This is a genomic window from Burkholderia sp. SRS-W-2-2016, assembly GCF_001931485.1.
Classification (GTDB): Bacteria; Pseudomonadota; Gammaproteobacteria; order Burkholderiales; family Burkholderiaceae; genus Paraburkholderia.
In genome coordinates this window covers 39,400-63,523 of the sequence record NZ_MSDV01000060.1, presented here as the reverse complement: position 1 = coordinate 63,523, position 24,124 = coordinate 39,400, and the positions used below count along the sequence as shown (strand labels likewise).

Annotated in this window: 21 protein-coding genes; 6 read left to right on the top strand and 15 right to left on the bottom strand. The window is 63.1% G+C overall.

Annotated features, from left to right (window positions below):
- The first annotated feature begins 29 nt into the window (after positions 1-29).
- Positions 30-1,214: an ABC transporter substrate-binding protein gene (locus BTH42_RS26145; RefSeq protein WP_075304069.1), complete on the top strand. Its 1,185-nt coding sequence runs from the start codon at positions 30-32 to the stop codon at positions 1,212-1,214.
- 127 nt (positions 1,215-1,341) lie between these two features.
- Here the strand turns inward: BTH42_RS26145 and BTH42_RS26140 are convergent, their stop codons facing one another.
- The 5 genes from BTH42_RS26140 to BTH42_RS26120 form a co-directional block, all read right to left on the bottom strand.
- Positions 1,342-2,247, bottom strand: a complete 906-nt coding sequence (locus BTH42_RS26140; protein ID WP_075304068.1) for an SDR family oxidoreductase — start codon at positions 2,245-2,247, stop codon at positions 1,342-1,344.
- Positions 2,240-3,820, bottom strand: a complete 1,581-nt coding sequence (locus BTH42_RS26135) for a class I adenylate-forming enzyme family protein (protein ID WP_256702275.1) — start codon at positions 3,818-3,820, stop codon at positions 2,240-2,242. The genes BTH42_RS26140 and BTH42_RS26135 overlap by 8 nt, the downstream gene beginning before the upstream one ends.
- Complete coding sequence (locus tag BTH42_RS26130) at positions 3,817-5,535, bottom strand: long-chain fatty acid--CoA ligase (RefSeq protein ID WP_075304067.1); 1,719 nt, start codon at positions 5,533-5,535, stop codon at positions 3,817-3,819. The genes BTH42_RS26135 and BTH42_RS26130 overlap by 4 nt, the downstream gene beginning before the upstream one ends.
- Positions 5,536-5,632: 97 nt before the next feature.
- The gene (locus BTH42_RS26125; protein WP_075304066.1) at positions 5,633-6,856 is read right to left on the bottom strand and encodes an acyl-CoA dehydrogenase family protein; all 1,224 of its coding nucleotides are present in this window, start codon (positions 6,854-6,856) and stop codon (positions 5,633-5,635) included.
- Positions 6,857-6,963: 107 nt separating this feature from the next.
- The gene (locus BTH42_RS26120) at positions 6,964-7,737 is read right to left on the bottom strand and encodes an SDR family oxidoreductase (RefSeq protein WP_075304065.1); all 774 of its coding nucleotides are present in this window, start codon (positions 7,735-7,737) and stop codon (positions 6,964-6,966) included.
- 277 nt (positions 7,738-8,014) lie between these two features.
- On the opposite strand from BTH42_RS26120, the gene BTH42_RS26115 reads away from it, so the two are divergent.
- The gene (locus tag BTH42_RS26115; protein ID WP_075304064.1) at positions 8,015-9,820 is read left to right on the top strand and encodes an acyl-CoA dehydrogenase; all 1,806 of its coding nucleotides are present in this window, start codon (positions 8,015-8,017) and stop codon (positions 9,818-9,820) included.
- A 95-nt stretch (positions 9,821-9,915) separates the two neighbouring features.
- Here the strand turns inward: BTH42_RS26115 and BTH42_RS26110 are convergent, their stop codons facing one another.
- A complete protein-coding gene (locus tag BTH42_RS26110) occupies positions 9,916-10,701 on the bottom strand; it encodes an IclR family transcriptional regulator (protein WP_075304110.1) in 786 nt (261 codons plus the stop codon).
- A 479-nt stretch (positions 10,702-11,180) separates the two neighbouring features.
- On the opposite strand from BTH42_RS26110, the gene BTH42_RS26105 reads away from it, so the two are divergent.
- Positions 11,181-11,561, top strand: a complete 381-nt coding sequence (locus BTH42_RS26105; protein ID WP_075304063.1) for a BON domain-containing protein — start codon at positions 11,181-11,183, stop codon at positions 11,559-11,561.
- Between the two features lie 126 nt (positions 11,562-11,687).
- On the opposite strand, the gene BTH42_RS26100 is transcribed toward BTH42_RS26105, so the two are convergent.
- On the bottom strand, positions 11,688-12,257 hold the full coding sequence (locus tag BTH42_RS26100) for an XRE family transcriptional regulator (RefSeq protein WP_075304062.1): 570 nt from the start codon (positions 12,255-12,257) through the stop codon (positions 11,688-11,690).
- A 168-nt stretch (positions 12,258-12,425) separates the two neighbouring features.
- Between BTH42_RS26100 and BTH42_RS26095 the strand changes: the two genes are divergently transcribed.
- The 3 genes from BTH42_RS26095 to BTH42_RS26085 all read left to right on the top strand — a co-directional run bounded on the left by BTH42_RS26095 (position 12,426) and on the right by BTH42_RS26085 (position 15,145).
- Positions 12,426-13,820, top strand: a complete 1,395-nt coding sequence (locus BTH42_RS26095) for an LLM class flavin-dependent oxidoreductase (protein WP_075304061.1) — start codon at positions 12,426-12,428, stop codon at positions 13,818-13,820.
- A 29-nt stretch (positions 13,821-13,849) separates the two neighbouring features.
- Positions 13,850-14,374 carry a flavin reductase gene (locus BTH42_RS26090; RefSeq protein ID WP_075304060.1) on the top strand — a complete coding sequence of 175 codons (525 nt, stop codon included), beginning with the start codon at positions 13,850-13,852 and terminating at the stop codon, positions 14,372-14,374.
- A gap of 84 nt (positions 14,375-14,458) precedes the next feature.
- Positions 14,459-15,145: an HAD family phosphatase gene (locus BTH42_RS26085; RefSeq protein WP_075304059.1), complete on the top strand. Its 687-nt coding sequence runs from the start codon at positions 14,459-14,461 to the stop codon at positions 15,143-15,145.
- Between the two features lie 610 nt (positions 15,146-15,755).
- Here BTH42_RS26085 and BTH42_RS26075 read toward each other — a convergent pair.
- Genes BTH42_RS26075 through BTH42_RS26040 form a run of 8 tightly spaced genes read right to left on the bottom strand, consistent with a single transcriptional unit; the run spans position 15,756 to position 24,120 of the window.
- Positions 15,756-16,400, bottom strand: coding sequence for a GNAT family N-acetyltransferase (locus BTH42_RS26075; protein WP_075304057.1), 645 nt, complete (start codon positions 16,398-16,400; stop codon positions 15,756-15,758).
- 2 nt (positions 16,401-16,402) lie between these two features.
- Positions 16,403-17,902, bottom strand: coding sequence for a glycosyltransferase (locus BTH42_RS26070; RefSeq protein ID WP_075304056.1), 1,500 nt, complete (start codon positions 17,900-17,902; stop codon positions 16,403-16,405).
- A gap of 13 nt (positions 17,903-17,915) precedes the next feature.
- The gene (locus BTH42_RS26065; protein WP_075304055.1) at positions 17,916-19,001 is read right to left on the bottom strand and encodes a glycosyltransferase; all 1,086 of its coding nucleotides are present in this window, start codon (positions 18,999-19,001) and stop codon (positions 17,916-17,918) included.
- A 5-nt stretch (positions 19,002-19,006) separates the two neighbouring features.
- Positions 19,007-20,320: a glycosyltransferase family 4 protein gene (locus BTH42_RS26060; RefSeq protein WP_075304054.1), complete on the bottom strand. Its 1,314-nt coding sequence runs from the start codon at positions 20,318-20,320 to the stop codon at positions 19,007-19,009.
- Positions 20,317-21,288: a polysaccharide deacetylase gene (locus BTH42_RS26055; RefSeq protein WP_075304053.1), complete on the bottom strand. Its 972-nt coding sequence runs from the start codon at positions 21,286-21,288 to the stop codon at positions 20,317-20,319. The genes BTH42_RS26060 and BTH42_RS26055 overlap by 4 nt, the downstream gene beginning before the upstream one ends.
- Before the next feature lie 5 nt (positions 21,289-21,293).
- Positions 21,294-21,845 carry a hypothetical protein gene (locus BTH42_RS26050; protein WP_075304052.1) on the bottom strand — a complete coding sequence of 184 codons (552 nt, stop codon included), beginning with the start codon at positions 21,843-21,845 and terminating at the stop codon, positions 21,294-21,296.
- On the bottom strand, positions 21,842-22,954 hold the full coding sequence (locus tag BTH42_RS26045) for a glycosyltransferase (protein WP_075304051.1): 1,113 nt from the start codon (positions 22,952-22,954) through the stop codon (positions 21,842-21,844). Before BTH42_RS26045 ends, BTH42_RS26050 begins: the two co-directional genes overlap by 4 nt.
- Positions 22,951-24,120, bottom strand: a complete 1,170-nt coding sequence (locus tag BTH42_RS26040; protein WP_075304050.1) for a nucleotide sugar dehydrogenase — start codon at positions 24,118-24,120, stop codon at positions 22,951-22,953. The genes BTH42_RS26045 and BTH42_RS26040 overlap by 4 nt, the downstream gene beginning before the upstream one ends.
- Between the last annotated feature and the right edge of the window lie 4 nt (positions 24,121-24,124).

Genomic DNA, 24,124 nt, shown 5'->3' with positions numbered 1-24,124 from the left:
GAACGGGCAACCATCCCATGGAGACAGGTATGACGAAACAACGCTTGCGCGCTCGCACCGGACTGCTGGCGATCGCCGCGGCCGCCGCGCTGCTCGGCTCGGGCGCCGCGATGGCGCAGCAGGTCGTGCACATCGGCTTTTCGGGGCCGCTCAGCGGCGGCGCCGCAAAGTACGGCCAGGAAGTGCTCGACGGGATGCGGATGGCCGCCGACGACGTGAACCAGGCCGGCGTCGACGTGGCCGGCAAGAAGATCAAACTCGAAATCGTCCCGCTCGACGACAAATACAACCCGAGCGAAACCGCGATCAACGCGCGGCGGCTCGCCCAGGAACAGCAGGCCGCGGTCGTGCTGGTCCCGCATTCGGGCGGCGGCTTCGCGGTGCAGACCAGCAACGAGCAGCAGAAGCTGTTGCTGCTGTCGTACACCAGCGTGCCGCAGATCAGCGAACGCGGTAACAAGCTGACCGTGCGGATTCCGCCCGCGTTCACGTCGTATCTGGACTCGTTCATCAAGTACGAGATGAAGACCTACGGCAAGAAGGCCGCGCTCGCGGCGACCGATACCGACTACGGCAAGGTCTGGGTCGCCGCGTTCAAGCCCGCATGGGAAGCGGCCGGCGGCACGATCGTCGCGGACAACGCAATGTCGTATAACCGCGCGACCGACTTCTACAGCGGCGTGAGCCGCGTGCTCGCGGCGAAGCCGGACGTGATGTTCATCGGCGGACCGTCGGAGCCGACCGGTCTCGTCGCGCAGCAGGCGCGCGAACTCGGCTTCAAGGGCGGCTTCATCGTGATGGACCAGGCCAAGCTCGACGAGGTCGCGAAGGTCACCAACGGCTACGCGCCGCTGAACGGCGCGATCGGCGTGCTGCCGCTCGCCAACGAGACGACGCCGAACGCGAAGTCGTTCGTCGAACGTTTCCGCAAGACGCACAACGGACGCGATCCGAGCCAGGAGGTGTCGCTGAACTACACGGCCGTGTATGCGACTGCACTCGCGATGAAACTCGCCGGCACCACCAGCGATGCGACCGCGATCCGCAATCAGTTCGACAAGGCCGTGAAGGCGTTGCCGCCGCAGAACAATCCGCAGAGCGTGACCGGCGTCGACGATCGTGGCGGCTTCGTGATCGGCAATCCGCTCGCGGCGGTGATTCAGGGCGGCCAGTTGAAGGAGGCGTCGCTCAGTTCGTTGACGGCGGCGAAATAAGCGCTCTAGCCGAAGCAACCGCGAAAGCAGCAGCATGAAAAAGGCGCCGTGAATTTCACGGCGCCTTTGCTTTCTACAGCGGGCGGAAACCTCCCCGGTTCCGTTATCCCCGCTTCGCTTCGTTCGATTACCCCTTCAGCGCCGCAACGATCTGCTCGCGCACCTGCGGCCGCTCCGCAAACGGATCGGTCGGATTGCGCGGCGTCACGATATCTTCCGCGCGCGTTTTCACCGGGTTCAGCGCATGCGGGTGCGAGTAGATATAAAACTGCTCGTCGCGGATCGCGTCGAACACCATCGCCGCGACCGCTTCCGCGCTGACCTTGCCCGAGCTGACCGCCTTCTCGCTCAATGCGCGGGCCACGCGTTGCGACAGCGTCGGCGGTACGTCGTTCGACAGCTCGGCCGGACGGTTGCGTTGCGCGTTCGCGATGCCGGTCGGCACGAAGTACGGACACAGCACCGAACACGCGACCTGCTGCGTGACCAGCGACAGATCCTGATACAGCGATTCGGACAGCGCGACCACCGCGTGCTTCGACACGTTGTACGGCCCCATCAGCGGCGGTGCGAGCAGCCCCGCCATCGACGCGGTATTGACGATATGCCCGCGATAGCCGGCATCGCGCTTCGCGGCGTCAAGCATCAACGGCGTGAACGCGCGCACGCCGTGAATCACGCCCCACAGGTTGACGCCGAGCAGCCACTGCCAGTCGCGCTCGGTGTTTTCCCACACGAGCCCGCCGTTGCCGCCGACGCCCGCATTGTTGAACAGCAGATGCACGCCGCCGAATGTATCGAGCGTCGTGCGCGCGAGTGCGTCCACTGCTTCGCCGTTCGATACGTCGACGCGCCGCGCGATCGCCTGCGCGCCGGCCGCGGTGACTTCGGCGAGGGTTTCGTCGAGTGCGTCCTGCTGCACGTCGGCGAGCACGAGCCGCATGCCGAGCTTCGTGCCGAGCCGCGCGAACTCGCGGCCGAAGCCGGAGCCCGCGCCGGTGATGACCGCGACCTTTTCTGCGAAATTATTCATGCGTTGCCCCATTGCGGATGGATGTGGCCGGATAGAACTGCTCGCGCAACTCGCGCTTGAGCACCTTGCCGATCGCGCTGCGCGGCAGGCTGTCGAGAAAGTTCAGCGCAGACAGCCGCTGCATCTTGCCGACCCGCACGTTGACCCACGCGAGCAGCGCGGCCTCGTCGATCCGCGCGTGCGGGCGCCGCACCACGAAGGCGACCGGCGTCTCGCCCCACTGCTCCGACTGCGCGCCGACCACTGCTGCATCCGCGACCTCCGGATGCTGGCGCAATTCGCCTTCGAGATCGCTCGGGTAGACGTTGAAGCCGCCCGAAATGATCATGTCCTTCTTGCGATCGAGCAGCGTCAGAAAGCCGTCGGCATCGAAGCGGCCCATGTCGCCGGTGCGGATGAAGCGCTTGCCGTGCGGGTCGTACCATTCGGCGTCGGCGGTCTTGTCGGGCTGGCGGTAATAGCCGGTCATCATCGCCGGCGAATGGCCGACCACTTCGCCGACCTCGCCCATCGCGACCTCGTTGCCGCGCTCGTCGATCAGACGGATGTCGTGCCCGTCCATCGGCCGGCCGACCGAATGCAGTTTGTCCGGCCACTCGTCCGCTTCCAGCTGGCACGAACCGCCGCCCTCGGTCATCCCGTAGTACTCGGTCAACCGGCCGGGCCAGCGGCGCACGACGTCGGCCTTCAGGCTCGCCGCGAACGGCGCGCTGGTGCAGAACTTCGCCTGAAAACTCGACAGGTCGTAGCGGTCGAACTCCGGATGCGCCATCAGCCGCTGATACTGAACCGGCACCAGCATCGTGTGCGTGACGCGATGCCGTTGCGCCTGTTCGAGGTAGCGCGTCGTGTCGAACTTCGGCATCAGCACGACGGTGCCGCCGAACGTCAGCGTCGGCATGAAACTGACCAGCGTCGTGTTCGAATAGAGCGGCGTCGAGATCAGCGTGATCGCATCGGGTCCGTAGCCGCGTTGCACGCTGCGCAGCGCGTACGCCCAGCGCATCCCGTGCGATTGCACGATGCCCTTCGGCGTGCCGGTCGTGCCCGACGAATAGATGATGTTGAACGGCCACGCGGGATCGATCGTGACCGGCGTGGGCGTTGCGCCCGCAGGGGCGAGCCACGTGTCGAGCGCGATGCTGCCGGCGTGCGCGTCGAGCGCGACCGGCGTTGCGCTGATTTGCGCGGCGACCGGTTCGAGCAGGCGTTTGACCTCGGCGTCGAGAAACAGCAGCCGCGCGCCGGAATTGCCGATCATCCCGACCAGACTCGCCGCGCTCGAGGACGGCGCGAGCGGCGCCACCGCCGCGCCCGCGCGCAAGCCGCCGAGAAACGCGACCGCGTAGTCGATCGATGCGTTCGCGCACAACGCAATCGCGTCGCACGGCTGGATGCCGTCGCGCTGCAACGCGGCGGCGAAGCGGTCGACGCGCGCATCGAGCGCTGCATAGCTGAGTACTTCGTCGCCGCAGATCAGCGCCGGATGCTCGGCACGCTCGCTCGCGAAGCGCCGCAGCATGTCGGTGATGCAGACGAACGGTTGGTCCATCAAGCTGTCGAGCCAGTTCATTGCGTCGCGCCTCCGTTGCCTGCATCAACCGCATTGGCTGCCGCGGTCCGCGCGGCATCTTCTTCCTGCAGCTTGCGCCACAGAATCTTGCCGCTGCCCGACTTCGGCAGCGACGCGACGAATTCGACGATACGCGGCGCCTTGTATACAGCCATCTGCTCATGCGCCCAGTCGATGATTTCCTGCGCGCTGATATCGGCGGCGCGCGCCGGCGTCGGCACGACCAACGCCTTGACGGTCTCGCCGCGCTTCTCGTCCTTCACGCCGATCACGCAAACCTCGTGAATCGCCGGATGCCGGTACATCAGCGCTTCGACCTCGGCCGGCCAGACCTTGTAGCCCGACGCGTTGATCATCCGTTTGAGGCGGTCGGTCATGAAAAAGTAGCCATCCTCATCAATATGGCCGAGGTCGCCGGTGCGCAGAAAACGCTTGCCGTCGAGTTCGACGAATGCTTCGTCGGTCGCCTTCTGGTTGCGCCAGTAACCTTGCATCACCTGCGGCGCGTTGACGACGATCTCGCCGGTCTCGCCGCGCGGCACTTCCTGCAACGTGACGGGGTCGATCACCCGCGAGTCGACGTCGAACACCGGAATACCGAGGCACTGGGGCTTGGGCCGCTGCGGCGGGTTGATGTGGGTCCCCGCGATCGTCTCCGTCATCCCGTAGCCTTCCACATAATCGAGCCCGGTCAGCGCCTTCAGCTTCTTCGCGATCGCGTCGGGCATCGCCGCGCCGCCGCCGCGCGTGCCGGACAGGCTCGACAGATCGTATTCGCCGAGCCGCGGGTTCGACAGGAAATCGACCATCATCGTCGAGATCGATTGCCACGCGGTGATCCGGTAGCGCTGCATGCAGAACGCGGCCGCATCGCGATCCCAGCGCGACATCACGACGATCGTCACACCCGAGTACAGCGCGGAATTCATTCCGCCCTGCATGCCGGTCACGTGGAAAAACGGCAGCACCGACAGATGCACGCCGTCGGCCGCCGCGCCGAACCACACACAGCCGCCGAGCAGCGTGCTCATCACGCTGCGATGCGTATGCATGCAGCCCTTCGGCCGCCCTGTCGTGCCCGACGTGTACGGCATTACGCACAGATCGTCGGGGCCGGCGGTCAGCGGACCGGGCGCGATGCGTCGTTCGAGCACGTCCTGCCATGCGGTCACGCCCGCGCGCTCGATCCGCTTGCGCGGCGCCGCGACGAACTCGGGCACCGCGATCGGCGACGGCCGCTTCAGATAATCGCTATAGGTCGCGACGATCGCACGTTCGAGCCCCTGGCCGGGGCTGTTGCCGAGCAGCGGCTCGACGTTGTCGAACAGACACTGCGGCGCGATGATCGTGGTCGCGCCGCTGTCCTCGACGTAATGCGCGAGCTCCGCGCTCATGTTCATCGGATTGACCGGCACCACCACCGCGTTCGCACGCAGAATGCCGTAGTACGCGATGATCCATTGCGGGCTGTTCTGCATGTACAGCAGTACGCGATCGCCCGCCTGCACGCCGCATTCCTGCTGCAGAAAGCCGGCGAGCCGTTCGGCCTCGTCGCGGAACTCCGCGAACGTGACCGGCGTGTCGTAATAGACGATGAACGGTTTGTCGGGAAAACGCGTTGCCGATACTTCGGCGTTGTAGAAGATGTTGGTTTGCGGCAGCGTCAGATGCCGCGTCACTTGCGGTGGCCAATGCGGGAAATGGTGTTCGTTCATACGCGTCTCCGGCTTGTTCTATGTGCGCCCGCGGTACGTTTGCGCGCACGCTTCGAGGGGCGCGTCGGGGTCAAGCCCGGCCCCCCTCGCGATTCGATCAGCGCTTCAGATAGCGTCCGAGTTCCATGCTCGCAATCGCATTGCGATGCACTTCGTCGGGGCCGTCGGCAAAGCGCAGCGTGCGTGAACTCGCGTATGCGCGCGCGAGGCCGAAGTCGTCGCTGACCGCGCCGCCGCCGTGCGCCTGCATCGCCCAGTCGATCACCTGGCAGGCCATGTTCGGCGCGGCGACCTTGATCATCGCGATTTCCTGGCGCGCTTCCTTATTGCCGACCGTGTCCATCTTGTACGCGGCGTTCAGCACCAGAAAACGCGTCTGGTCGATCAGGATCCGCGCGTTGGCGATCCGTTCGCGCGTCACGCCCTGCTCCGCGATCGGCTTGCCGAACGCGACGCGGTCGAGCGAGCGGCGGCACATCGCTTCGAGCGCGCGCTCGGCGCGGCCGATCAGGCGCATGCAGTGATGGATGCGGCCCGGGCCGAGCCGGCCCTGGGCGATTTCGAAACCGCGTCCTTCGCCGAGCAGCATGTTGGTCGCGGGCACCCGCACGTTGTCGAAGACGATCTCCGCGTGGCCGTGCGGCGCGTCGTCGTAGCCGAACACCGGCAGATGACGCAGCACGTTGACGCCGGGGGTATCCATCGGCACGAGGATCATCGACTGCTGCTGATGGCGGCTCGCATGATCGGGATCGGACTTGCCCATGAAGATCAGGATCTTGCAGCGCGGATCGTTCGCGCCGGAGGTCCACCATTTGCGGCCGTTCAGCACGTAATGATCGCCGTCGCGCACGATGCTCGCGGCGATATTGGTCGCATCCGACGACGCGACTTCCGGCTCGGTCATCGCGAACGCCGAGCGGATCGTGCCGTCGAGCAGCGGCAACAGCCACTGCTGTTGCTGTTCGGGCGTTGCGTAACGCACCAGCGTTTCCATGTTGCCGGTGTCGGGCGCGGAGCAGTTGAACGGCTCGGCGCCGATATGCGAGCGCCCCATGATTTCGCACAGCGGCGCGTATTCGAGGTTGGTCAGGCCCGCGCCGTATTTCGACTCGGGCAGAAACAGGTTCCACAGGCCGGCGGCTTTGGCCTTTTCTTTCAGCTCTTCGATGATGGGCGCCGGCTGCCAGCGATTGCCCGCGTCGCGGGCCGCGTCCATCTGCGCTTCGAATACGGCTTCGGCGGGATAGACGTATTCGTCCATGAATGCGGTCAGGCGTTTCTGCAGGCTTCTGACTTTCTCCGAGTACTCGAAATTCATTCAGCGTCTCCACAGTTTGTTTTTCGTGCATGCATGCGCGCGCGAGCGGCTGCGCGAAGCGCGCCGCTTACCCCGCGCTCACCCACCGCGCGGGGTCGTACGAGTACTCAGATAATGATCGAGCCGCCGTCCACCGCCAGATACTGGCCGGTCACATGGCGCGAGGCCTCGCTGGCGAGAAACACCACCGGCCCCATCAGGTCCTCGTCGCCGCCCAGACGCCGCAACGGCGTGCGCGCAACGATCGTGTCCTCGAGTTTGTCGAGCAGTCCCGCGGACATTTTCGACGGGAAAAAGCCGGGGCAAATTGCATTGACGTTGATGTTGTACTTGCCCCATTCGGCGGCGAGCGCGCGCGTGAAGTTGATCGCGGCCGCCTTCGACGTGTTGTACGCAATCGTATTCATGCCCGGGGGCGAGCCCTTCAGCCCGGCCACCGACGCGACGTTGATGATCTTGCCCGCGCGGCGCGGGATCATGCTGCGCTTGCCGACTTCGCGCGCGAGGAAGAACGGCGCGTTGACGTTCAGGTTCATCACCTTGTGCCACGCGTCGTCCGGATACTCTTCGGCGGGCGCGCCCCAGGTGGCGCCCGCGTTGTTGATCAGAATGTCGATCTGGCCATGCGCGTTCATTACGTCGTCGACCAGCGCCGGAATGCCGTCGAAGCGCTGCAGATCGTTGACGATGGTGCGCGCGTCGATACCGCGCGAGTGCAGATGTTCTTTCGCTTCGGCGAGTTCGTCGGCCTTGCGCGCGGAGATCGCGATCTTGCAGCCCATTTCGCCGAGTGCCTCGGCCATTTGCAGACCGAGTCCGCGCGAGCCTCCGGTGATCAATGCAACCTTGCCGTCGAGGTTAAACAGGTCCTTCACTGACATGCGACGCTCCTCCAGTTGTTCTGCAATGCGGTTTTGAATTCCGAAATTGTTCGACAATCATACGTGCCGAAATTCAGCGTGTAAATAAAAGCACGATCATTCTTTTCGGGTATAAACTGGCACGCATCGCCGACGGAAGGTTCCTCAGGACTTACCCGTAGCGCGCGTGTTTCAAACGTTCATCAATGTCGATCCGACCTGCATACGCGAGCGCCCGCACCCCGCGTCACGCGATGCTGTTCCGCCTAGCGGCTTACCTTTGAATGGGCTTACATCGATGCAAGATGCGCAAATCATCAATACGCGGGATCTGGAATTCCAGCTGTTCGAAGTCCTCGAAGCCGAGACGTTGACGCAGCGCGCGCGTCACGCGGATCACAGCCGCGAGACCTTCAACGCGGCGCTCGAAACCGCGCATGCGGTCGCGGTCGAGAAATTCGCGCCGCACAATCGCCTGTCCGACGAACACGAGCCGCAGTTCGACGGCCAGCGCGTGAGCATCCCGCAGGAAGTGAAAGACGCGCTCGATGCGTTGCGCGCCACCGGCTTTCTCGCCGCCGGCAAGGACTACGAACTAGGCGGCATGCAGTTGCCGGCGGTGATGTCGTTCGCGTGTCTGTCGCTGTTCAAGAGCGCGAACATCGCGACCTCGTCTTACGCAATGCTAACGAGTGCGAATGCAAATGTAATCGAGCGCTTCGGCTCGGAAACGCAGAAGCGCAAGTACCTCGGCGCGCTGCTCGAAGGCCGCGCGTTCGGCACGATGGCGCTGACCGAACCGCAGGCGGGTTCGAGCCTGTCGGATCTGACCACCAGCGCGACGCCGAATGCGGATGGCACCTACTCGCTGCGCGGCAACAAGATCTTCATTTCGGGCGGCGACCACGAACTGAGCGAAAACATCGTGCATCTGGTGCTCGCGCGGATTCCGGGCGGGCCGCCCGGAGTCAAGGGCATTTCGCTCTTCACCGTGCCGAAGTTTCGCGTCAACGACGACGGCAGCCTCGGCGCGCGCAACGACGTCGCGCTCGCGGGTCTGATTCACAAGATGGGCTGGCGCGGCACCACGTCGACAATGCTGTCGTTCGGCGAGCATGGCGAGTGCGTCGGCGAACTGGTCGGCGAGCCGCATCATGGGCTCGCGTACATGTTCCATATGATGAACGAGGCGCGTATCGGCGTCGGTCTCGGCGCGGTGATGCTCGGCTATCGCGGCTACCTGGCCTCGCTCGACTACGCGCGCGAACGCCCGCAAGGACGCCACCCGACCAACAAGAATCCGCTCGATCCGCAACTGCCGCTGATCGAACACGCGGACGTGCGTCGCATGCTGCTCGCGCAAAAGGCCTATGTGGAAGGGGCTTACGCGCTGAGTCTGTATGCGGCGCGGCTGGTCGACGAACAGAACACCGGCGAGAGCGATGCCGCGCGCGCCGAAGCGGCGCTGCTGCTCGATCTGCTGACGCCGATCGTCAAGTCGTGGCCATCGCAATGGTGTCTCGAAGCGAACAGCCTCGCGATCCAGATTCACGGCGGCTACGGCTACACGCGCGAGTATCCGGTCGAGCAGTTCTATCGCGACAACCGCCTGAACATGATTCACGAAGGCACGCACGGGATTCAGGCGATCGACCTGCTCGGCCGCAAGGTCACGATGAAGCAAGGCGCCGCGCTGAAGCTGTTTTCCCGCGAACTGCAACGCACGATGGACGCCGCGCGCGAGCAGGAGCCGCTGAAGCAGCATGCCGATGCGCTCGCCGCCGCGTGGCGCGACGTGACGAGCACACTCGAAGCGCTGCTGCCCACGCTCGCGAGCGATGCCGACCGCGCGCTCGCCAATGCGAATGCGTTCCTCGAAGCGTTCGGTCATGTGGTCCTGGCGTGGACGTGGTTGCGCCAGGCGCTGGTCGCTCATGCCGCGCTGCCGCGCGCGAACGGCGCGGCGGATGAAGACTTCTATCGCGGCAAGCTGCACGCGTGCCAATGGTTCTTCCGTTGCGAACTGCCGCGCGTCGCCGCGATGCTGGCGCCGCTGCGCACGCTCGACGACACCACGCTCAGCATGTCGCCGCAGTGGTTCTAGTCGAGCCAGCTGGCCGCGCGGGATAGCCAGCGCGGCCACTGATAAACCGCACTATTTACCGCCCGCCTATCTGCGGAACCGGACCGCGCCGCCGCTCAATGCGACAGCGCGGTTTCCAGTTGCGAGACCACCTCGAGCAAACGCGGCCGCACTTCTTCGAGCAGAAATTCCTTCGACAGCTTGAACGCCGGCCCGCCCACGTTGATCGCCATGATCGGCAATTCGCCGCCCGGCTGGAACGCACGGGCAATGCCGTTCACTTCCTTCTGCCAGTCGCCGAACGAGGTCGTCACGCCGAGCGTGCGGTAATCGTCGAGCGCTTTTTCGATCCCGCGCCGGGTCTTCGGCCACGCGACATGATCGAGTTCGCGCACCTGCTCCATGAAACTGAGGCGCTCGTGTTCGGGCAGCGCCGCGAGCCACGCGCGGCCGATCGCCGAGGTCGCGACCGGAATGCGCGAGCCGACTTCGAGCGTCAGCGTCAATGCGACCGAGCCGCGGCAATTCTCGACGTAGATCATCGACAGCCGGTCGCGCGTGCCGAGCGACACGGTCGCGCCGCATACGTCCGCGAGTTCCTGCATCACCGGCCGCGCGATCTTGCGCACGTCCAGACGCGCGAGCATCGCGCTGCCGAGCGCGAGCGACGCGGTGCCGAGCCGGTACTTGCCACTCTCTTTCAGATGGATCAGATAGCCGAGCAGCGTCAGCGTATGCGTGAGTCGCGAGACCGTCGATTTCGGCAGCCGGCAGCGCGCGGCCAGCTCCTGGTTGCTCAGCGATTTATCGCCGGAACGGAAGCACGCGAGCACTTCGAGTCCACGCGCGAGCGCGGTGACGAAATGGCGATCGTCCTTATGCAATTCATGCGCGGTACGCATCGCGAGCGTGCCGGGCGCTTTCGCGGCGGCCAGCGAGGCGGCCGGAGAATCGTCGGCGTTGGGGAGGTCGGTGCCCGCATCGGCCGGGCTGTAGTTGATTTTATTCAAGAGGAAACGGGCTCCCCGAAGGCGGTGGCGGGCGTGAAAACCGGCACCTTGAAACGGATCTGGCGATCCGGGATGCAGAATTATAGTCTCAAATGCAGGCCGGCTTTAGCCGGTCGCGGGTCCGCGCAGCGGCCACCGCGAAGCATCACTGTCGTCGTGCGCGCCCCTGCTCCGCCCACTCGATGCGCATGCATCGCCGCATTTTCTTCGCGTCCGCGCGCCGCGTGGAGTATCGTTTAAGCGCGCCGGAGGCGCCGCAACGGCACTCTTCTATAAGACAGGCGTTTCCGCAGAGTCCAGACCTGCTCGACCCAGGCGCAGCATTTTTGCCGGCAACGAAGCGAACTCCATTTATCGAGGATGGTGAAAACGTGAAAACAGTCAATCTCTTGAAAGCACTCGGTATCGCGCTGTGCGTGGCGAGCGCGTCGAGCGTCTATGCCCAGGCGTCCGACGCGCAACCGCCCGCCGACACGGCCGCCGCGTCGGCCGCGAATCCGAAGGCCACGAAGCAGGCGGATCGCAAGCTCGGCCGCGACGTGCGGCGGGCGCTGTCGCGGACGTCCGGCTTCAATGTGTCGAACGTGTTCGTGCGGGCGCGCGGCGGCGCGGTGACGCTGACCGGCTCGGTGCCTCAGGGCAGCATGATCCAGCAGGCCGGCGACGTCGCCAAAACCGTGCCGGGCGTCACCTCGGTGGCCAACAAGCTCACCCTCAGTCCGCGCTCCGGCGGCGGGAGCGGCGGGAGCTGAGCGCCGGGCGGCGCTCGCCCGAGCGCTTGAATCTGCCTGAATCCGCTTGAATCCTCTGGAATCCGTCTGAATCCGCTTGGACGAGGCGCCGCCGTCAACGGTGCATGCGGCGCCTCCTCCTGATCCTCAACGACGCACCAACCCCACCACATAGCGGCACACCTCGGTGCCCGCATTGAAAAACTCGCATTCGACCGGCGCGCCCAGTTGCAGGCAGTCGCCCGCTTCGAGCCGATACGTCAGCACGCCTTCGCGAAACGTCAGGACTCCTTGCGTGACCCAGATCTGCTGATGCTGGAACACGAACGCATCGGACGGATACGGCACCCGCACGCCCACCGGCAATTCGATTTCGAGCAACTCCAGCACGCCGCCGGTCGGCGGTGAAATGCGCCGCCGCGTATAGCCGGTTTCGGGGTCTTCCCACAGCGACTGGTCCGCACGGCGCACGAGCCGCTCGCCGGTCTGCTCCGCGAGCGCGAGCAAGGTCGACAGCGTCAGCCCGAACGCGCCCGACAAGCGCCCGAGCACGGTCGCGGTCGGACTCGCCTCGCCGCGCTCGATCTTGCTGATCATCGCCTTGGACACCCCCGAGCGCTCGGCCAGCTCGCTGAGCGACCAGTTGCGCGCCTCGCGCTCGGTCTTGACGCGCGCGGAGATCGCCTGGCTGAGATCGATGGCGGAGGATTCGGACATGGCGGGTAGTCGGGGCGGAAATGAGTACCGCGAATTATATCGATGCGTCCCGGCGGCGGGCGTACGGCGCTCGCAACGCGTCGCTCAACTATGTCTTGCATAGTAATTTTTCGTCTACTATATTAAACGAAACCGCTTGACCGTCCGCCACTCTAGCCGGAACCCGCCATGCCGAAGGAAATCGTTCTCAACGCGTTTGACATGAACTGCGTAGGTCACATCCAGCAAGGTCTGTGGACCCATCCGCGCGATCAGTCCAGCCGCTACACCGATCTGCAGTACTGGACCGACTACGCGCGCAAGCTCGAAGCCGGCCTGTTCGACGGCATCTTCTTCGCCGACGTGGTGGGCGTCTACGACGTCTACGGCGGCAACCCGGACGCCGCGATCCGCGGCGCGGTGCAGGTGCCGGTCAACGACCCGACGCTGCTGATTCCGGCGATGGCCGCGGTCACCCGCCATCTGTCGTTCGGGGTCACGTCGAACCTGTCGGTCGAGCAGCCGTATCTGTTCGCGCGGCGGATGTCGACTCTCGATCATCTGACGCGCGGCCGGGTCGGCTGGAACATCGTGACCGGCTATCTGGACAGCGCGTCGCGCGCGATCGGCCTGACCGGCCAGATGGCGCACGACGACCGCTACGACCTCGCCGACGAATACATGGAGCTGGTCTACAAGCTGTGGGAATGCAGCTGGGAAGACGGCGCGGTACTGCGCGACCGCGAGCGAGGGGTGTATGCGGATGCATCGAAGGTGCATGTGATCCATCACCACGGCAAGCAGTATCGGGTCGATGCGATGCATCTGGCCGAGCCGTCGCCGCAGCGTACACCGGTGCTGTATCAGGCCGGCTCGTCCTCGCGCGGCAAGCAGTTCGCGGCGGCGCACGCGGAATGCGTGTTCGTCAACGGCCAGGCGAAGCCGGCGGTCAAGGCGATCGTCGACGATATCCGCGAGCATGCGGTGGCCGGCGGCCGGCGCGCCGACGACATCAAGGTACTGCTCGGCCAGACCGTGATCACCGGACGCACCGAGCGCGAAGCCGAGGAAAAGTATGCGGAGTACCGGCGCTATGTGAGCTCGGAGGCCGCGCTCGTGCATGCGGCGGCGTCACTCGGGATCGACTTCGCGCGCTACGACCTCGACGAGCCGATCGAGACCGGCAAGAGCCAGGCGATCGTGTCGAACGTCGAGGCGATGACGCGCGCGGCCGGCCCGCAATGGACCAAACGCAAGCTGCTCGAACAGATGGTGCTCGGCAGCCGGCAGCAGCCGCTGGTCGGCTCGGCTGACAGGATTGCTAACGAACTGATCGAGTGGACCGAACAGACAGGCGTCGACGGTTTCAATCTGTCGCGCACCGTCGTGCCCGAATGCTTCGACGATTTCATCGAGCTGGTGGTGCCGCTGCTGCAGGAGCGCGGCGCGTACAAGCGCGGGTATCGCGACGGCACGTTGCGCGAAAAGCTGTTCGGTCATGCGCGTTTGCCCGACAGCCATACGGCCGCGCGCTTCCGCTCGCCGGCCTGCGCGGCGGCGCCGGCTGACGCGGCATCGAACTGACTGACGAGAACTGACGAGGCGAGGCACCCATGCTTGACAAGAGCACGTTCCGCGAAGCGATGGCCGGGCTCGGCGCGGCCGTCAACATCATCACCAGCGACGGCGAAGCCGGGCTGGCCGGCTGCACCGCGTCGGCGGTCTGCGGTGTCACCGACGAGCCGCCCACGCTGCTCGTCTGCATCAATCGCAGCAGCCGCAATAACGCGGTGTTCCACGCGAACGGCAAGCTCTGCGTGAACGTGCTCGGCGCCGAGCAGCAGGCACTCGCCGCGCACTTCGCCACCGGCTCGCTGGCGATCGACGAGCGCTTCGCCGCCGCCAAATGGGAGCGTCTCGCGACCGGTGCGCCGGTGTTGCAGGACGCGCTCGCGTCGCTCGACTGCGAGATCGAGTCGGTCACCGAGGTCGGCACGCATACGGTGTTCTTCTGCGCGGTGAAGGCCGCGCGCACGCACGACGGCGCGCGCGACGCGCTGATCTATTACGGCCGTCGCTATCATCGGGTCGGCGCGGATTCGGTGCATACCGCGCATGCAATAGCGCGCGCGGCGTAGCGGGAGAACGACGCGCGCGGCACGCGTCGCACCGGCCGGTGAGGTATCCTTGCCGGTTCCTCGATCTCTCTCCTTCCCTGCCCGATGTCCGATTTCCCCTTCGACGCCGTACTGTTTGACTGCGACGGCGTACTGGTCGACTCCGAACCCATCACCAATCGCGTGCTCACCGAAATGCTCGGCGAGCTTGGCTGGCATCTGAGCGTCGAAGAAGCGATGCGCATTTTCGTCGGCAAAATGGTCAAGGACGACGCGCCGCTGATCGAAGCACGCACCGGCTTTGCGATCACGCCCGAGTGGCTCACGCAATTTCGCGCGCGGCGCAATGCGGCGCTCGACAGCGAGTTGCAGGCGATCGACGGCGCCGCCGATGCAGTGCGCGCGCTAAAGCAGACGCTGAATGGACGCATTGCGGTGGCGTCGGGCGCGGACCGCGTGAAGGTCGAGTTGCAGCTCGCTAAAGCGGGGATTCTCGACTGCTTCGAAGGGCGTATTTTTAGCGGCCATGAAATGCCGCGCAGCAAGCCGTTTCCCGATGTTTATCTCGCGGCCGCTGCTGCGTTGGGTGTCGATCCGAAACGTTGCGCGGTGGTGGAAGATACCGTGACCGGCGCGACCGCCGGTGTTGCGGCCGGTGCGACGGTGTTCGGTTATTGCCCGTCGCAACTCGGCCATAGCAGCGCGACCGCGTTGCATGGCGCGGGAGTCGTGCACGTGTTCAGGGATATGGCTGAGTTGCCGGGGTTGCTCGCGGGGTGGGTGCGCGCGTGATTGGTTGATTGGCTTCTCTGAGTCGGCTTTTCTGAGTCGGCAACGTGTTGGTGATGCGACGACACCTTGGCTGGCGCAAGTTGGCCGATGGCGGTCACTTTCCTGTGGATTCGACCGGGCGAATACTGTAGGTCTCCTGTACGCGGGGCTTTCCGGCGCATGGCATGGTGCGTGCGATTAAAGGCCCGAGCACGGCGATAACGTGCTCGTAGCCCTTCCACCCTTGCCGGAGATCCATCATGACCAGCCTTATTCTCAGCGACCTGTCCCACTGTGGCGAACTCGACCGCGCGGAAGCGCAAGCGGTACGCGGCGGTAATGCCTGCTACAAGCGCGAAGAGCCGCAGTGGTGTCACCCCGAACCGCCACGGGTCTGCGTCCCGCCGCGTTGGAACCCCTGCCCGCCGCCGGTGCACTATGGGTGCGAGCCGGTTCGTGCGCCGGGGTGCTATCCGCAGCCTTTGCATGTGGTGCCGTTGTAAGAGGCGGTTCCAGTTGCGTTTTCGGTGCAGCGCCGCGGCCCGCTTTCGGAATGAGCGGATCGCGGCGTTCGTTTGCACGCCTTTAGCTCTCCCATTTACCAACCAATCGGCCGGAGCTTCCGAAACTATCAGTGAGTTTCGAAGCGCATACGCACCGATTCCAACGCCACCGGCAAGCGCGCCGAGCGCGGTTTGCGCCTCGGCAGCTCGACGAATCCAAGCCGTCGATAAAGCGACGCCGCGCGCTCGTTGCTCACCAGCACGTCGAGCACGATGTCACGTTCGCTCACTTCGAGACCTCGCTGAGCTGCGACGTCTGCGCGTAAAGCGTGCTTGAATAACGCGCTAAAAACTCCCATGCCGCGCACGTCTTCGCTCGTTGCACAGTGCGCGATGAGCGTCTGCGCGCGTTTGGGTTTGGGCAATTCCGTTTCGAGCACGAGGCCGCGCAACAGCATCGGCACAGCGCGGAACAGTCCGAAATGGCGCGAGAGCGCCCACACGATATGAGCATCGTCCGCGAGGATGCGACGGCCGTCGTGCGCCGCCAGCACCGCTACAATCTCGCCTCGCGCATCAACTGCAACTTCATGCCGGCGCCACGAAAACCGTCCGGCCGAAAGTGCGAACGAGTATTCGAGAAACGCAATGCATCGTGCCGCCGGAACGCCTAGAAAAAACTCGAACTCGTGTTCACCGGACTCAAATACAAGCGGCGCGCAGGCTACTGCATCGCTTGCACGCGCCGGGCGAAACGTAAGATTGATGGACATATTCAAACGCCCTGCTTCTCGCGCCGATGTGCGCAGCGCTCCTGCCACGACCAATACAGCGCCATACCGAAGCCAACGCACGCGGTCACGTCGAGTGGAACCAAAAAGTAATTCGCGCTTCGCCATGCAGCCCAAACCGCCACGAGCGCGTAGAAAAACGTGAAAACCTCACCGGCGAGCAACACCGAGTTAATACGCGGCATGATCACGCCGTAGCCGTCCTTGCCCTTGGGCGTGCGATGAAAATCGCCGTGAACGCCAAACAGCGCGCGCACCCCGCCAGCGAAGTAATACCAGGCCATCGGAAGGAACATTGAGATATACAGATAGGTATCCCATACATCCCTCAGCACGTTAGGCTTGTTGCTGAAGCGCGCGCCTCTGCGCGCGCCGAACGCATTTTCCAGTCCCCACAACACGACAAGCGCGAAAAACGCGAGCGCGCCCCATCGCATACCCGCGCCGTCGAAATGCATTAAATAAGTCAACGGCAGGCTCAGCAACGTCAGTACATAAATCGACGCGAGCAGTACCGACGAAAACATCACGGAGATTGCGTGCATGCGTTTCATCAGCGGCATGCGCTGCGAGAGCATTTGCCTGATGTGTTTGAAACCGCTGTGAATCAGCCCCCTTCCCCAGCGTTCGCGCTGGATGCGATAGGCACTGATCGTCTCAGGCAATACCGACATCGATACGACATCGCGCAAATACGCGTATTTCCATTCGCCGAACTGGGCGCGATAGCCCAGATCGACATCTTCGGTCACCGTCGAAGCATTCCAGCCGCCCAACGCATCCACACACGTCCTGCGCCATACACACGAACTTCCGCTAAGCGACGCCATGTCGCCGTCTTCGCTCAGACCCACAGTCACGTATTGCTGATGCCCCATTTCCATCGCCTGAAAGCGGGTGAGAAACGACACGTCGCGATTTTCGTAACCAATGCCCGTCTGCAAAAAGCCCAGATGCGGGTCCTTGAAACAGGGGATCGTTTTGAGCAGGAAATCAGCGGGCGGCAGGAAATCCGCGTCGAAGATCGCAAAGAACTCGCCATGCGACTGCTGAATGCCGTTGACGAGATTACCCGCCTTATATCCTTTGCGATCGAGCCGCTTGACGAGACGAATGTCGACTCCCTTCGCCGCATGCCAATCCACGCGTCGACGTGCGAGTGCGGTAGTGCCATCCGACGAATCGTCAAGCACCAGAATTTCGAGCAATTCGCCCGGATAATCTAAACGGCACACCGCGTCGATCAGCCGCTCCACCACTTCGGATTCGTTTCGGACCGGCAATAACACGCTCACAGCCGGCCAGTTCTCCGTCTCGTTTCCAGCTTCAGCTTTAGCCGCCGCATGCACGAGTTCCGTCAACTTCCGCCGCTCGACCTTTTGCGAAATCAGGAATACCCGCAACTCGAGCAGTACGTACACGGCGAAATAGACGACCACGACGAGAAATACCGCCTGGCAAATCCACGAAAACAGCGCAAGCATCGTGATCAGTTCCTCAAAGTTTCACGACGGCGCAGATTTCCTCTAACCGATGTGCCCAGGTGTGATGCTCTCGCACGTATTTCGCACCGGCTTCGGCGCGATCCAGATCGTCCTGCGCCGGGCCATGACGCAGACGCCCGAACAGTTCGCGTGTCTCTTCGTAGGTGTTCACGACGTGGCAGAAATCGCGGAAATGACGCTCGACAGCCCGACTCGGGTTGGTTACCGCAATCCCGCCGCACGCGATAATTTCGAGCAGGCGACGGGAGAACATCGTTTCCGAGCTCGTGACCGAGTTGACGTTGAGCGATACCGCGTGCGACTTGTAGACATTGGCGGTCTCGCGATGCGCGACTTTCCCGTGCAAGCGCATCTGACTCGTCTTCGGAAAACGAAACTCGAGATGGCGCGACAGCCGGTCGTGATTGCGATCGAACACGTTGAGCGGCATCTCGTTGTGCTCGCAAATCTCGAACACCATGTCGAGAAAACGACGCCGCTCGTTCAGGATGCGCCGGTAATAACTGCCGGTAAAGCAGACTTCATTGCGCGTGAAATTGAAGCCCGTGAAGCTGTGAAATACCGGCTGAAACGGCATGATCAGCGAATTGACGGGTACGTGCGCCGGCACCTGCTGGCGATAACGTTCCAGACATTCCTCGTCGGTCGTGAAGACATAGTCGAACGACTTCGCGACGTCGATGAACGCGTCGAAGAATGGACCGTCGTCCTTGTTCCAGAACACCGTGGGAACGCCCGCCTTCCTCGCGAAATCGACCAGACGGAAAATCGCCTTCGGTTTGGTCAGGCGCAGCAACCTTGGCTGCTTCGCCAGTTCGTAGCGCCAGCTGCCGTCCACGCCGTGAAAAGCGGATTCGACCAGTACCAGATCCGGTTTCCAATGGCTGATCACGTCGCGGTAGTTCTTCGGCGTCATCACTCGAATCCGGCATTCCACGGACAGACAGTCGGCCGTGAAGTAATCCGTGACGAGCGCGATTTTCAGACGGCCAAAACGCCCGTGCCGCTCGGCATCCTCTGCGACCGTCGGGTGATCGTAGACGATCGAACCCAGTTTTCTAATAACCCTGCCGACCATTCCTCTTACCCCGTACGTCCCGGTAGTGCTTCAATGACAAAGTCGCGCCAGCAACGCTGCTTGGTCGCGTATTCTTTTGCTCGTTCGCCCAGCGCGGCAAGGGCCGCGCGATCACTCATTGCCGTCTCGATCACGCGTGCAAGATCGGTTGCATCGCCGGCCTTGAAAAACCATCCCGCCGGACGCTCGCCCATTTCGTCACGAAACACCGGCAGATCCGGCACGATGACCGGCTTGCTCATTGCCATCGCCTCGACGAGTTTGATCGGCGGCACGATTTCACAGACCTTGAACGGCTTGCGCGGAATACACACCAGCGCGCAGCGGCTCAGTGTTTCCTGCGCATTTTGCGGTGACATACGGCCCAGAAAGCGGATCTGCTCCGACAAGCCGAGCCGCTGCACCTGCGATTCGAGCGACGCACGCGCCTCGCCATCACCAATGAGACTGACCGAAATCCGCACGCCGCGTGTGCGCAGTTGCGCCACCGCGTCGATCAGCGTGTCGAGCCCCTCATAGGCCATCAACGAGCCTGCATAGCCGATCGTGTCATGCTGTATTTCATGCGACGCGAGCGACGCGAAGCGCTCGGGTTCGACGCAGTTGGGCAGCAGGAACATACGTTCCTTGTCGATTCCCCAGCGCGCACGCGCGAAGCGCCCCAACTGCTCCGAAATCACGAACACGCGGTCAGCATGGCGCGCGACGAGCCCTTCCAGCTGAAGGCCCTGCTTGAAACCCTGGCGCCCCTCGTAATGCGGCGTGCGCGAAATTCGCGTGAGTTCCCACAGGCCCCGCATTTCATACTGAAACGGAATGCCCAATTGGCGCGCGGCCAGCAAAGCCGGCAACGCGTTCACGTGATTGGACGCGGCGTGAATAATCGACACGCGATGTTGCTTCGCCTGCTGCGCGATTACGCGCGCCGCCTGCATCGCATACAGCAACACCGGCCGATTATTGGCGGGTCCCGCCGCGTGCAGATACTGTACTTCGCCCACCTGGGTCTGTTCGCTCAACGCGTCGTTCAGGCGATCGATTCGATCGAACGGATACCCTGGCCGCGTCATTGCATGCACACGCCCGCCCGCTGACGTCATCGCCCGAATCACCTCGTGCGTGCGGGTCGTGTAGCCGCTGGTGTGATACGGCAACGCGCTGGCCGCCACATACAGAAGCCCCCCGCCGTCGGCGTCGAACGACCGGGCGGGCGCACGCCGTTTTGCCTTGCGATCCAGCGTACGGACCGTTAGCCATCGGCTCAATCCCAGGTACGGTTCGCTTACGAACGTTTGCAGAGAATCGAATGCGCTGCTCATGCCCGCACGGTCCCCTGTGGCTTGAGTTCAGCGCGAGCGAGATCGACCGTTGCCGACATCTTGATCTTGCCGCGCGCGTGCAGATCGAGGAATTCGGCGGTCGTGATCACGTCGTAGTCTTTAGTCAACCGACGCAGAAGTTTGCGATAGCCCTCGACGCGCTGATCGTCGCGATAAGTCGCGTAGCCCTTTTCATCCCAGTACAACAGCGACCAGGAATGCAGCAGGAAAATGGAAAACGTCGGGCTGCCGCTGAACGCATCGAGCAGCAATTTGCCCCACCACGGACGGAAGCGGAAATAAGGCGATTCCGGATAGGTGAGGCGCGCCCACCATTCGTCTTTGCCCACTTTCGGCAAGATCTTCTTTTCCGTCATCGGCACTTCGATCACGCCGTTCGACCACGCGTACGGCAGATTCGTCGGCTCGCTGAAAACGGCCTGTTTCGCGTGCACCGCGCACATCGAATTGTTGAACGACGCCTGCACGCCAGCGGCTTTGAGCGCGCGGATCGTGGCCGCATTCCAGCGGAACGAACCAGCCCGATGCGCAAGAATCGGCTTGCCGGTTTGCTCCGAGATAAGGCCGCCGAAATGCTTAATCACGAATTCCGCGCGTGCGTCGTCGGTATATTGATTCATATACTGCGGACGGCGCGGGAGCCCATGCTCGGCCCAGAACGAATCAGGCAAATATTCCGGGTGCGTGTGCAGTTGTACGTCCTGCCCTACAGAATCGAGCCAGCGCACGACTTCACGCGTTTCTTCCAGATACGACCATGCGCCGCATTGATCGACGAAATAGACGTGCTTGGCGCCGAACTCGTCGCCGATCTCCGCCATCTCGCGAATTCCAGCGGTTCCACGTTCGTGTACGCCCCACATGAGTCTCTTGACGTGATCGTGCGGCGCGCGCTTGGGCAGCGCTTCGGTATCGACCGTCAACATCGCATAGCGATTCTTTTGCATCTTTCCTAGCTCGATTTCAGCAATGCATGCCATTCCGCGTCGCTGGCCAAACCAGCACTCAGCGGCACGACCATTGCATCGCGATAGCGCCACGCGAGATATGCCTGCTTTCTCTGTTGTAGCGATGGGCCTTCGCCGCTCAATGACGGCACGTATTCCACCAGCCAACCCAGCCGGGAATAAAAGGCGAAATCGGCGATATCCGTCACCAGAACCGGCGCCAGATCATCACCGCCTTGAAGCTTCTTCGACAAGCCCTCGCACGCGGCGCGCAACTGATGACGATCGGCGCCGAGCGCCCAGATCATCACTGTCTTCACATCGGCAGAAACGGGCCTGTGCTTGAGGGTCGACAGCCACGGATATCGCGTCACGTGCGGCGAAATCAGACCTACCGACGCCAACAGACGGCGAATGCGCCGCCACACGCGCTCGTGCAACGTGGGCGGCGTTTTTTTCCCGAGCAGGTCGTAACGGGCGAGTAAATCCCAATCGGGTTTGGCTGCAAGCGCTCGAATCTGACGCCGCAATGCTTTGGTTTCCGCAATCACGCTCACCGCATGCGCTCCCGTCTTGCTGCCAAAGCGAGGATCTTTTCCGCGGCCAACCCAGCGCCATTCATCGGAATCGTTGCGCGTTCAGCGGGCGCGGCGCTCAGCATGCCAAGGAGTTTGCCGACCGCGGCCTCTCGTTCGTCGTCGGTTTCGCAGGCCGACACAACAGCCGGCACGACGTCGGCGACCATATGCGCGCGACGCACCTGGTCATCGGCGAGCTGTGCGTTCGGCACGAGTAGCGCGGGCACTCCCGCCTGCACGAGTTCGCAGCAGGTGTTGTAGCCGGCGGCGCCGACAAAGACGTCGAACGCACGCAAATAGCGCGCGAGCGGATAGACCGTCAGTGGCATCACGCCGGCCGGCAATTCGATGTCGCGCACCGAAATGGGCGCACGCACCCAAACCACCTTGAAGCCGGCCTTCTCGAACACACGAATCAGACCGTGCCCGATTCCCGCCACGTCCTTCAAATTGCCCGGGCCGAGCGCAAACAGCACGAAGCGGCCGTCCTGCGGAAGGTTCAACGCGTCGCGCGCTGTGGCGCGATCCAGCAACTCATCGTCGTCGAGCACGCACACGGGTGGTACCAATGCACGCGTGCCACCGCTTTCGAGCGGCCTCTCGCTTTCCTGCGCGCCCAATTCGCCGGGCTGGATCACGAGATCGAAACGCGACTCGTCCACGGCGACGGTTTTACCGCCTTCCTTGAGCAGACCTCGGTTCGACCAGACGAGCGCCGGCGAGCCGAACGTCTCGCACGTCGCCAGAAAGCCCTGAAACGGCCAGGTGCCGTCGAAGACGATCACATCGGGACGTACGCGTTCGAGCATCATGCCGAAGCGGACAGCCAGTTCGCTATTCCACGCAAACGTGGAACTCGCCGACCAGTACGGCGAAACGAAGTAATCCGCCTCAAATCCCATTTCTTCGATCAGTTCGATAGCCGAAGCCAGCGAAAAGAATACCGGTCGCGCACGACCGCGCAACCGCCGCGCATATGAAAGACAACGATTCAGATGGCCCATACCTGAGCCATTCACGTTGAAAAACAGAATGCGGGGAAGCTGCGAGCCGGTCGAGTCGTTGCGAGCCGGTTGCGGATCGTTCATGCGTCGCCGCCGAACAGATCTCGCGTGTACACCTTATCCGCCACGTCGGCCAGATCGGCCATCATGCGGTTTGCGACGATCACATCCGCCGAACGCTTGAACTCGGCCAGATCTTTCACGACCGTAGAGTTAAAGAACGTCGATTCGTGCATTGCCGGTTCGTAGACGATCACTTCGACGCCCTTCGCCTTGATGCGCTTCATCACGCCCTGAATGCTCGACGCGCGGAAATTGTCGGACCCGGCCTTCATCACCAGCCGGTAAATGCCGACCACTTTCGGTTTGCGCTTCAATACGCTTTCGGCAATGAAGTCCTTGCGCGTTCCGTTCGATTCGACGATCGCATGAATCAGGTTTTGCGGCACGTCGCTGTAATTCGCGAGCAGTTGCTTCGTGTCTTTCGGCAGACAGTAGCCGCCATAGCCGAAGCTCGGATTGTTGTAATGCGAGCCGATACGCGAATCCAGACACACACCCTGAATGATCTGGTGCGTGTCGAGGCCGTGTTGCGCGGCGTACGTGTCGAGCTCGTTGAAATACGCGACCCGCATCGCGAGGAAGGTGTTGGCGAACAGCTTGATCGCCTCTGCTTCCGTGCTGCCGGTGAAGAGCGTGGGGATGTCCTGCTTCAGCGCACCTTGCTTGAGCAGATTGGCGAAAACTTCCGCGCGCTCCGACCGCTCACCGACGACGATCCGCGACGGATGCAGGTTGTCGTAGAGCGCCTTGCCTTCACGCAGGAATTCCGGCGAGAAGATCAGATTTTTCGTGCCCAGCTTTTCGCGCGTGCGATCCGTATAGCCGACCGGAATGGTCGACTTGATCACCATGACCGCCTTCGGATTGATCTCCTTGACCTCGCGAACGACGCTTTCGATCGACCGGGTGTTGAAGTAATTCGTCTCCGGATCGTAGTCGGTCGGCGTGGCGATGATGACAAAGTCCGCGTTCGCGTAGGCCTCTTCTTTGCTCAGCGTAGCGCGGAAGTTAAGCGGCTTGTGCGCGAGGAATTCCTCGATCTCGACATCCTCGATCGGCGATTCCTTGCGGTTCAGCATCGCCACCTTCTCCGGGATGATGTCCAGAGCGATGACCTCGTTATGCTGAGCAAGCAGTACAGCGAGAGAGAGTCCGACGTACCCGGTGCCGGCGATTGCGATTTTCATTGAC

What these genes read in the sequence shown, in the direction of transcription:
- BTH42_RS26085 (WP_075304059.1), top strand. Translation starts at nt 14,459, where the DNA reads ATGTCCGATTTCCCCTTCGACGCCGTACTGTTTGACTGCGACGGCGTA.
- BTH42_RS26090 (WP_075304060.1), top strand. Translation starts at nt 13,850, where the DNA reads ATGCTTGACAAGAGCACGTTCCGCGAAGCGATGGCCGGGCTCGGCGCG.
- BTH42_RS26075 (WP_075304057.1), bottom strand. Translation starts at nt 16,400, where the DNA reads ATGTCCATCAATCTTACGTTTCGCCCGGCGCGTGCAAGCGATGCAGTA.
- BTH42_RS26100 (WP_075304062.1), bottom strand. Translation starts at nt 12,257, where the DNA reads ATGTCCGAATCCTCCGCCATCGATCTCAGCCAGGCGATCTCCGCGCGC.
- BTH42_RS26045 (WP_075304051.1), bottom strand. Translation starts at nt 22,954, where the DNA reads ATGAACGATCCGCAACCGGCTCGCAACGACTCGACCGGCTCGCAGCTT.
- BTH42_RS26125 (WP_075304066.1), bottom strand. Translation starts at nt 6,856, where the DNA reads ATGAATTTCGAGTACTCGGAGAAAGTCAGAAGCCTGCAGAAACGCCTG.
- BTH42_RS26140 (WP_075304068.1), bottom strand. Translation starts at nt 2,247, where the DNA reads ATGAATAATTTCGCAGAAAAGGTCGCGGTCATCACCGGCGCGGGCTCC.
- BTH42_RS26130 (WP_075304067.1), bottom strand. Translation starts at nt 5,535, where the DNA reads ATGAACGAACACCATTTCCCGCATTGGCCACCGCAAGTGACGCGGCAT.
- BTH42_RS26145 (WP_075304069.1), top strand. Translation starts at nt 30, where the DNA reads ATGACGAAACAACGCTTGCGCGCTCGCACCGGACTGCTGGCGATCGCC.
- BTH42_RS26115 (WP_075304064.1), top strand. Translation starts at nt 8,015, where the DNA reads ATGCAAGATGCGCAAATCATCAATACGCGGGATCTGGAATTCCAGCTG.
- BTH42_RS26120 (WP_075304065.1), bottom strand. Translation starts at nt 7,737, where the DNA reads ATGTCAGTGAAGGACCTGTTTAACCTCGACGGCAAGGTTGCATTGATC.
- BTH42_RS26135 (WP_256702275.1), bottom strand. Translation starts at nt 3,820, where the DNA reads ATGAACTGGCTCGACAGCTTGATGGACCAACCGTTCGTCTGCATCACC.
- BTH42_RS26095 (WP_075304061.1), top strand. Translation starts at nt 12,426, where the DNA reads ATGCCGAAGGAAATCGTTCTCAACGCGTTTGACATGAACTGCGTAGGT.
- BTH42_RS26060 (WP_075304054.1), bottom strand. Translation starts at nt 20,320, where the DNA reads ATGAGCAGCGCATTCGATTCTCTGCAAACGTTCGTAAGCGAACCGTAC.
- BTH42_RS26110 (WP_075304110.1), bottom strand. Translation starts at nt 10,701, where the DNA reads ATGCGTACCGCGCATGAATTGCATAAGGACGATCGCCATTTCGTCACC.
- BTH42_RS26055 (WP_075304053.1), bottom strand. Translation starts at nt 21,288, where the DNA reads ATGCAAAAGAATCGCTATGCGATGTTGACGGTCGATACCGAAGCGCTG.
- BTH42_RS26065 (WP_075304055.1), bottom strand. Translation starts at nt 19,001, where the DNA reads ATGGTCGGCAGGGTTATTAGAAAACTGGGTTCGATCGTCTACGATCAC.
- BTH42_RS26040 (WP_075304050.1), bottom strand. Translation starts at nt 24,120, where the DNA reads ATGAAAATCGCAATCGCCGGCACCGGGTACGTCGGACTCTCTCTCGCT.
- BTH42_RS26070 (WP_075304056.1), bottom strand. Translation starts at nt 17,902, where the DNA reads ATGCTTGCGCTGTTTTCGTGGATTTGCCAGGCGGTATTTCTCGTCGTG.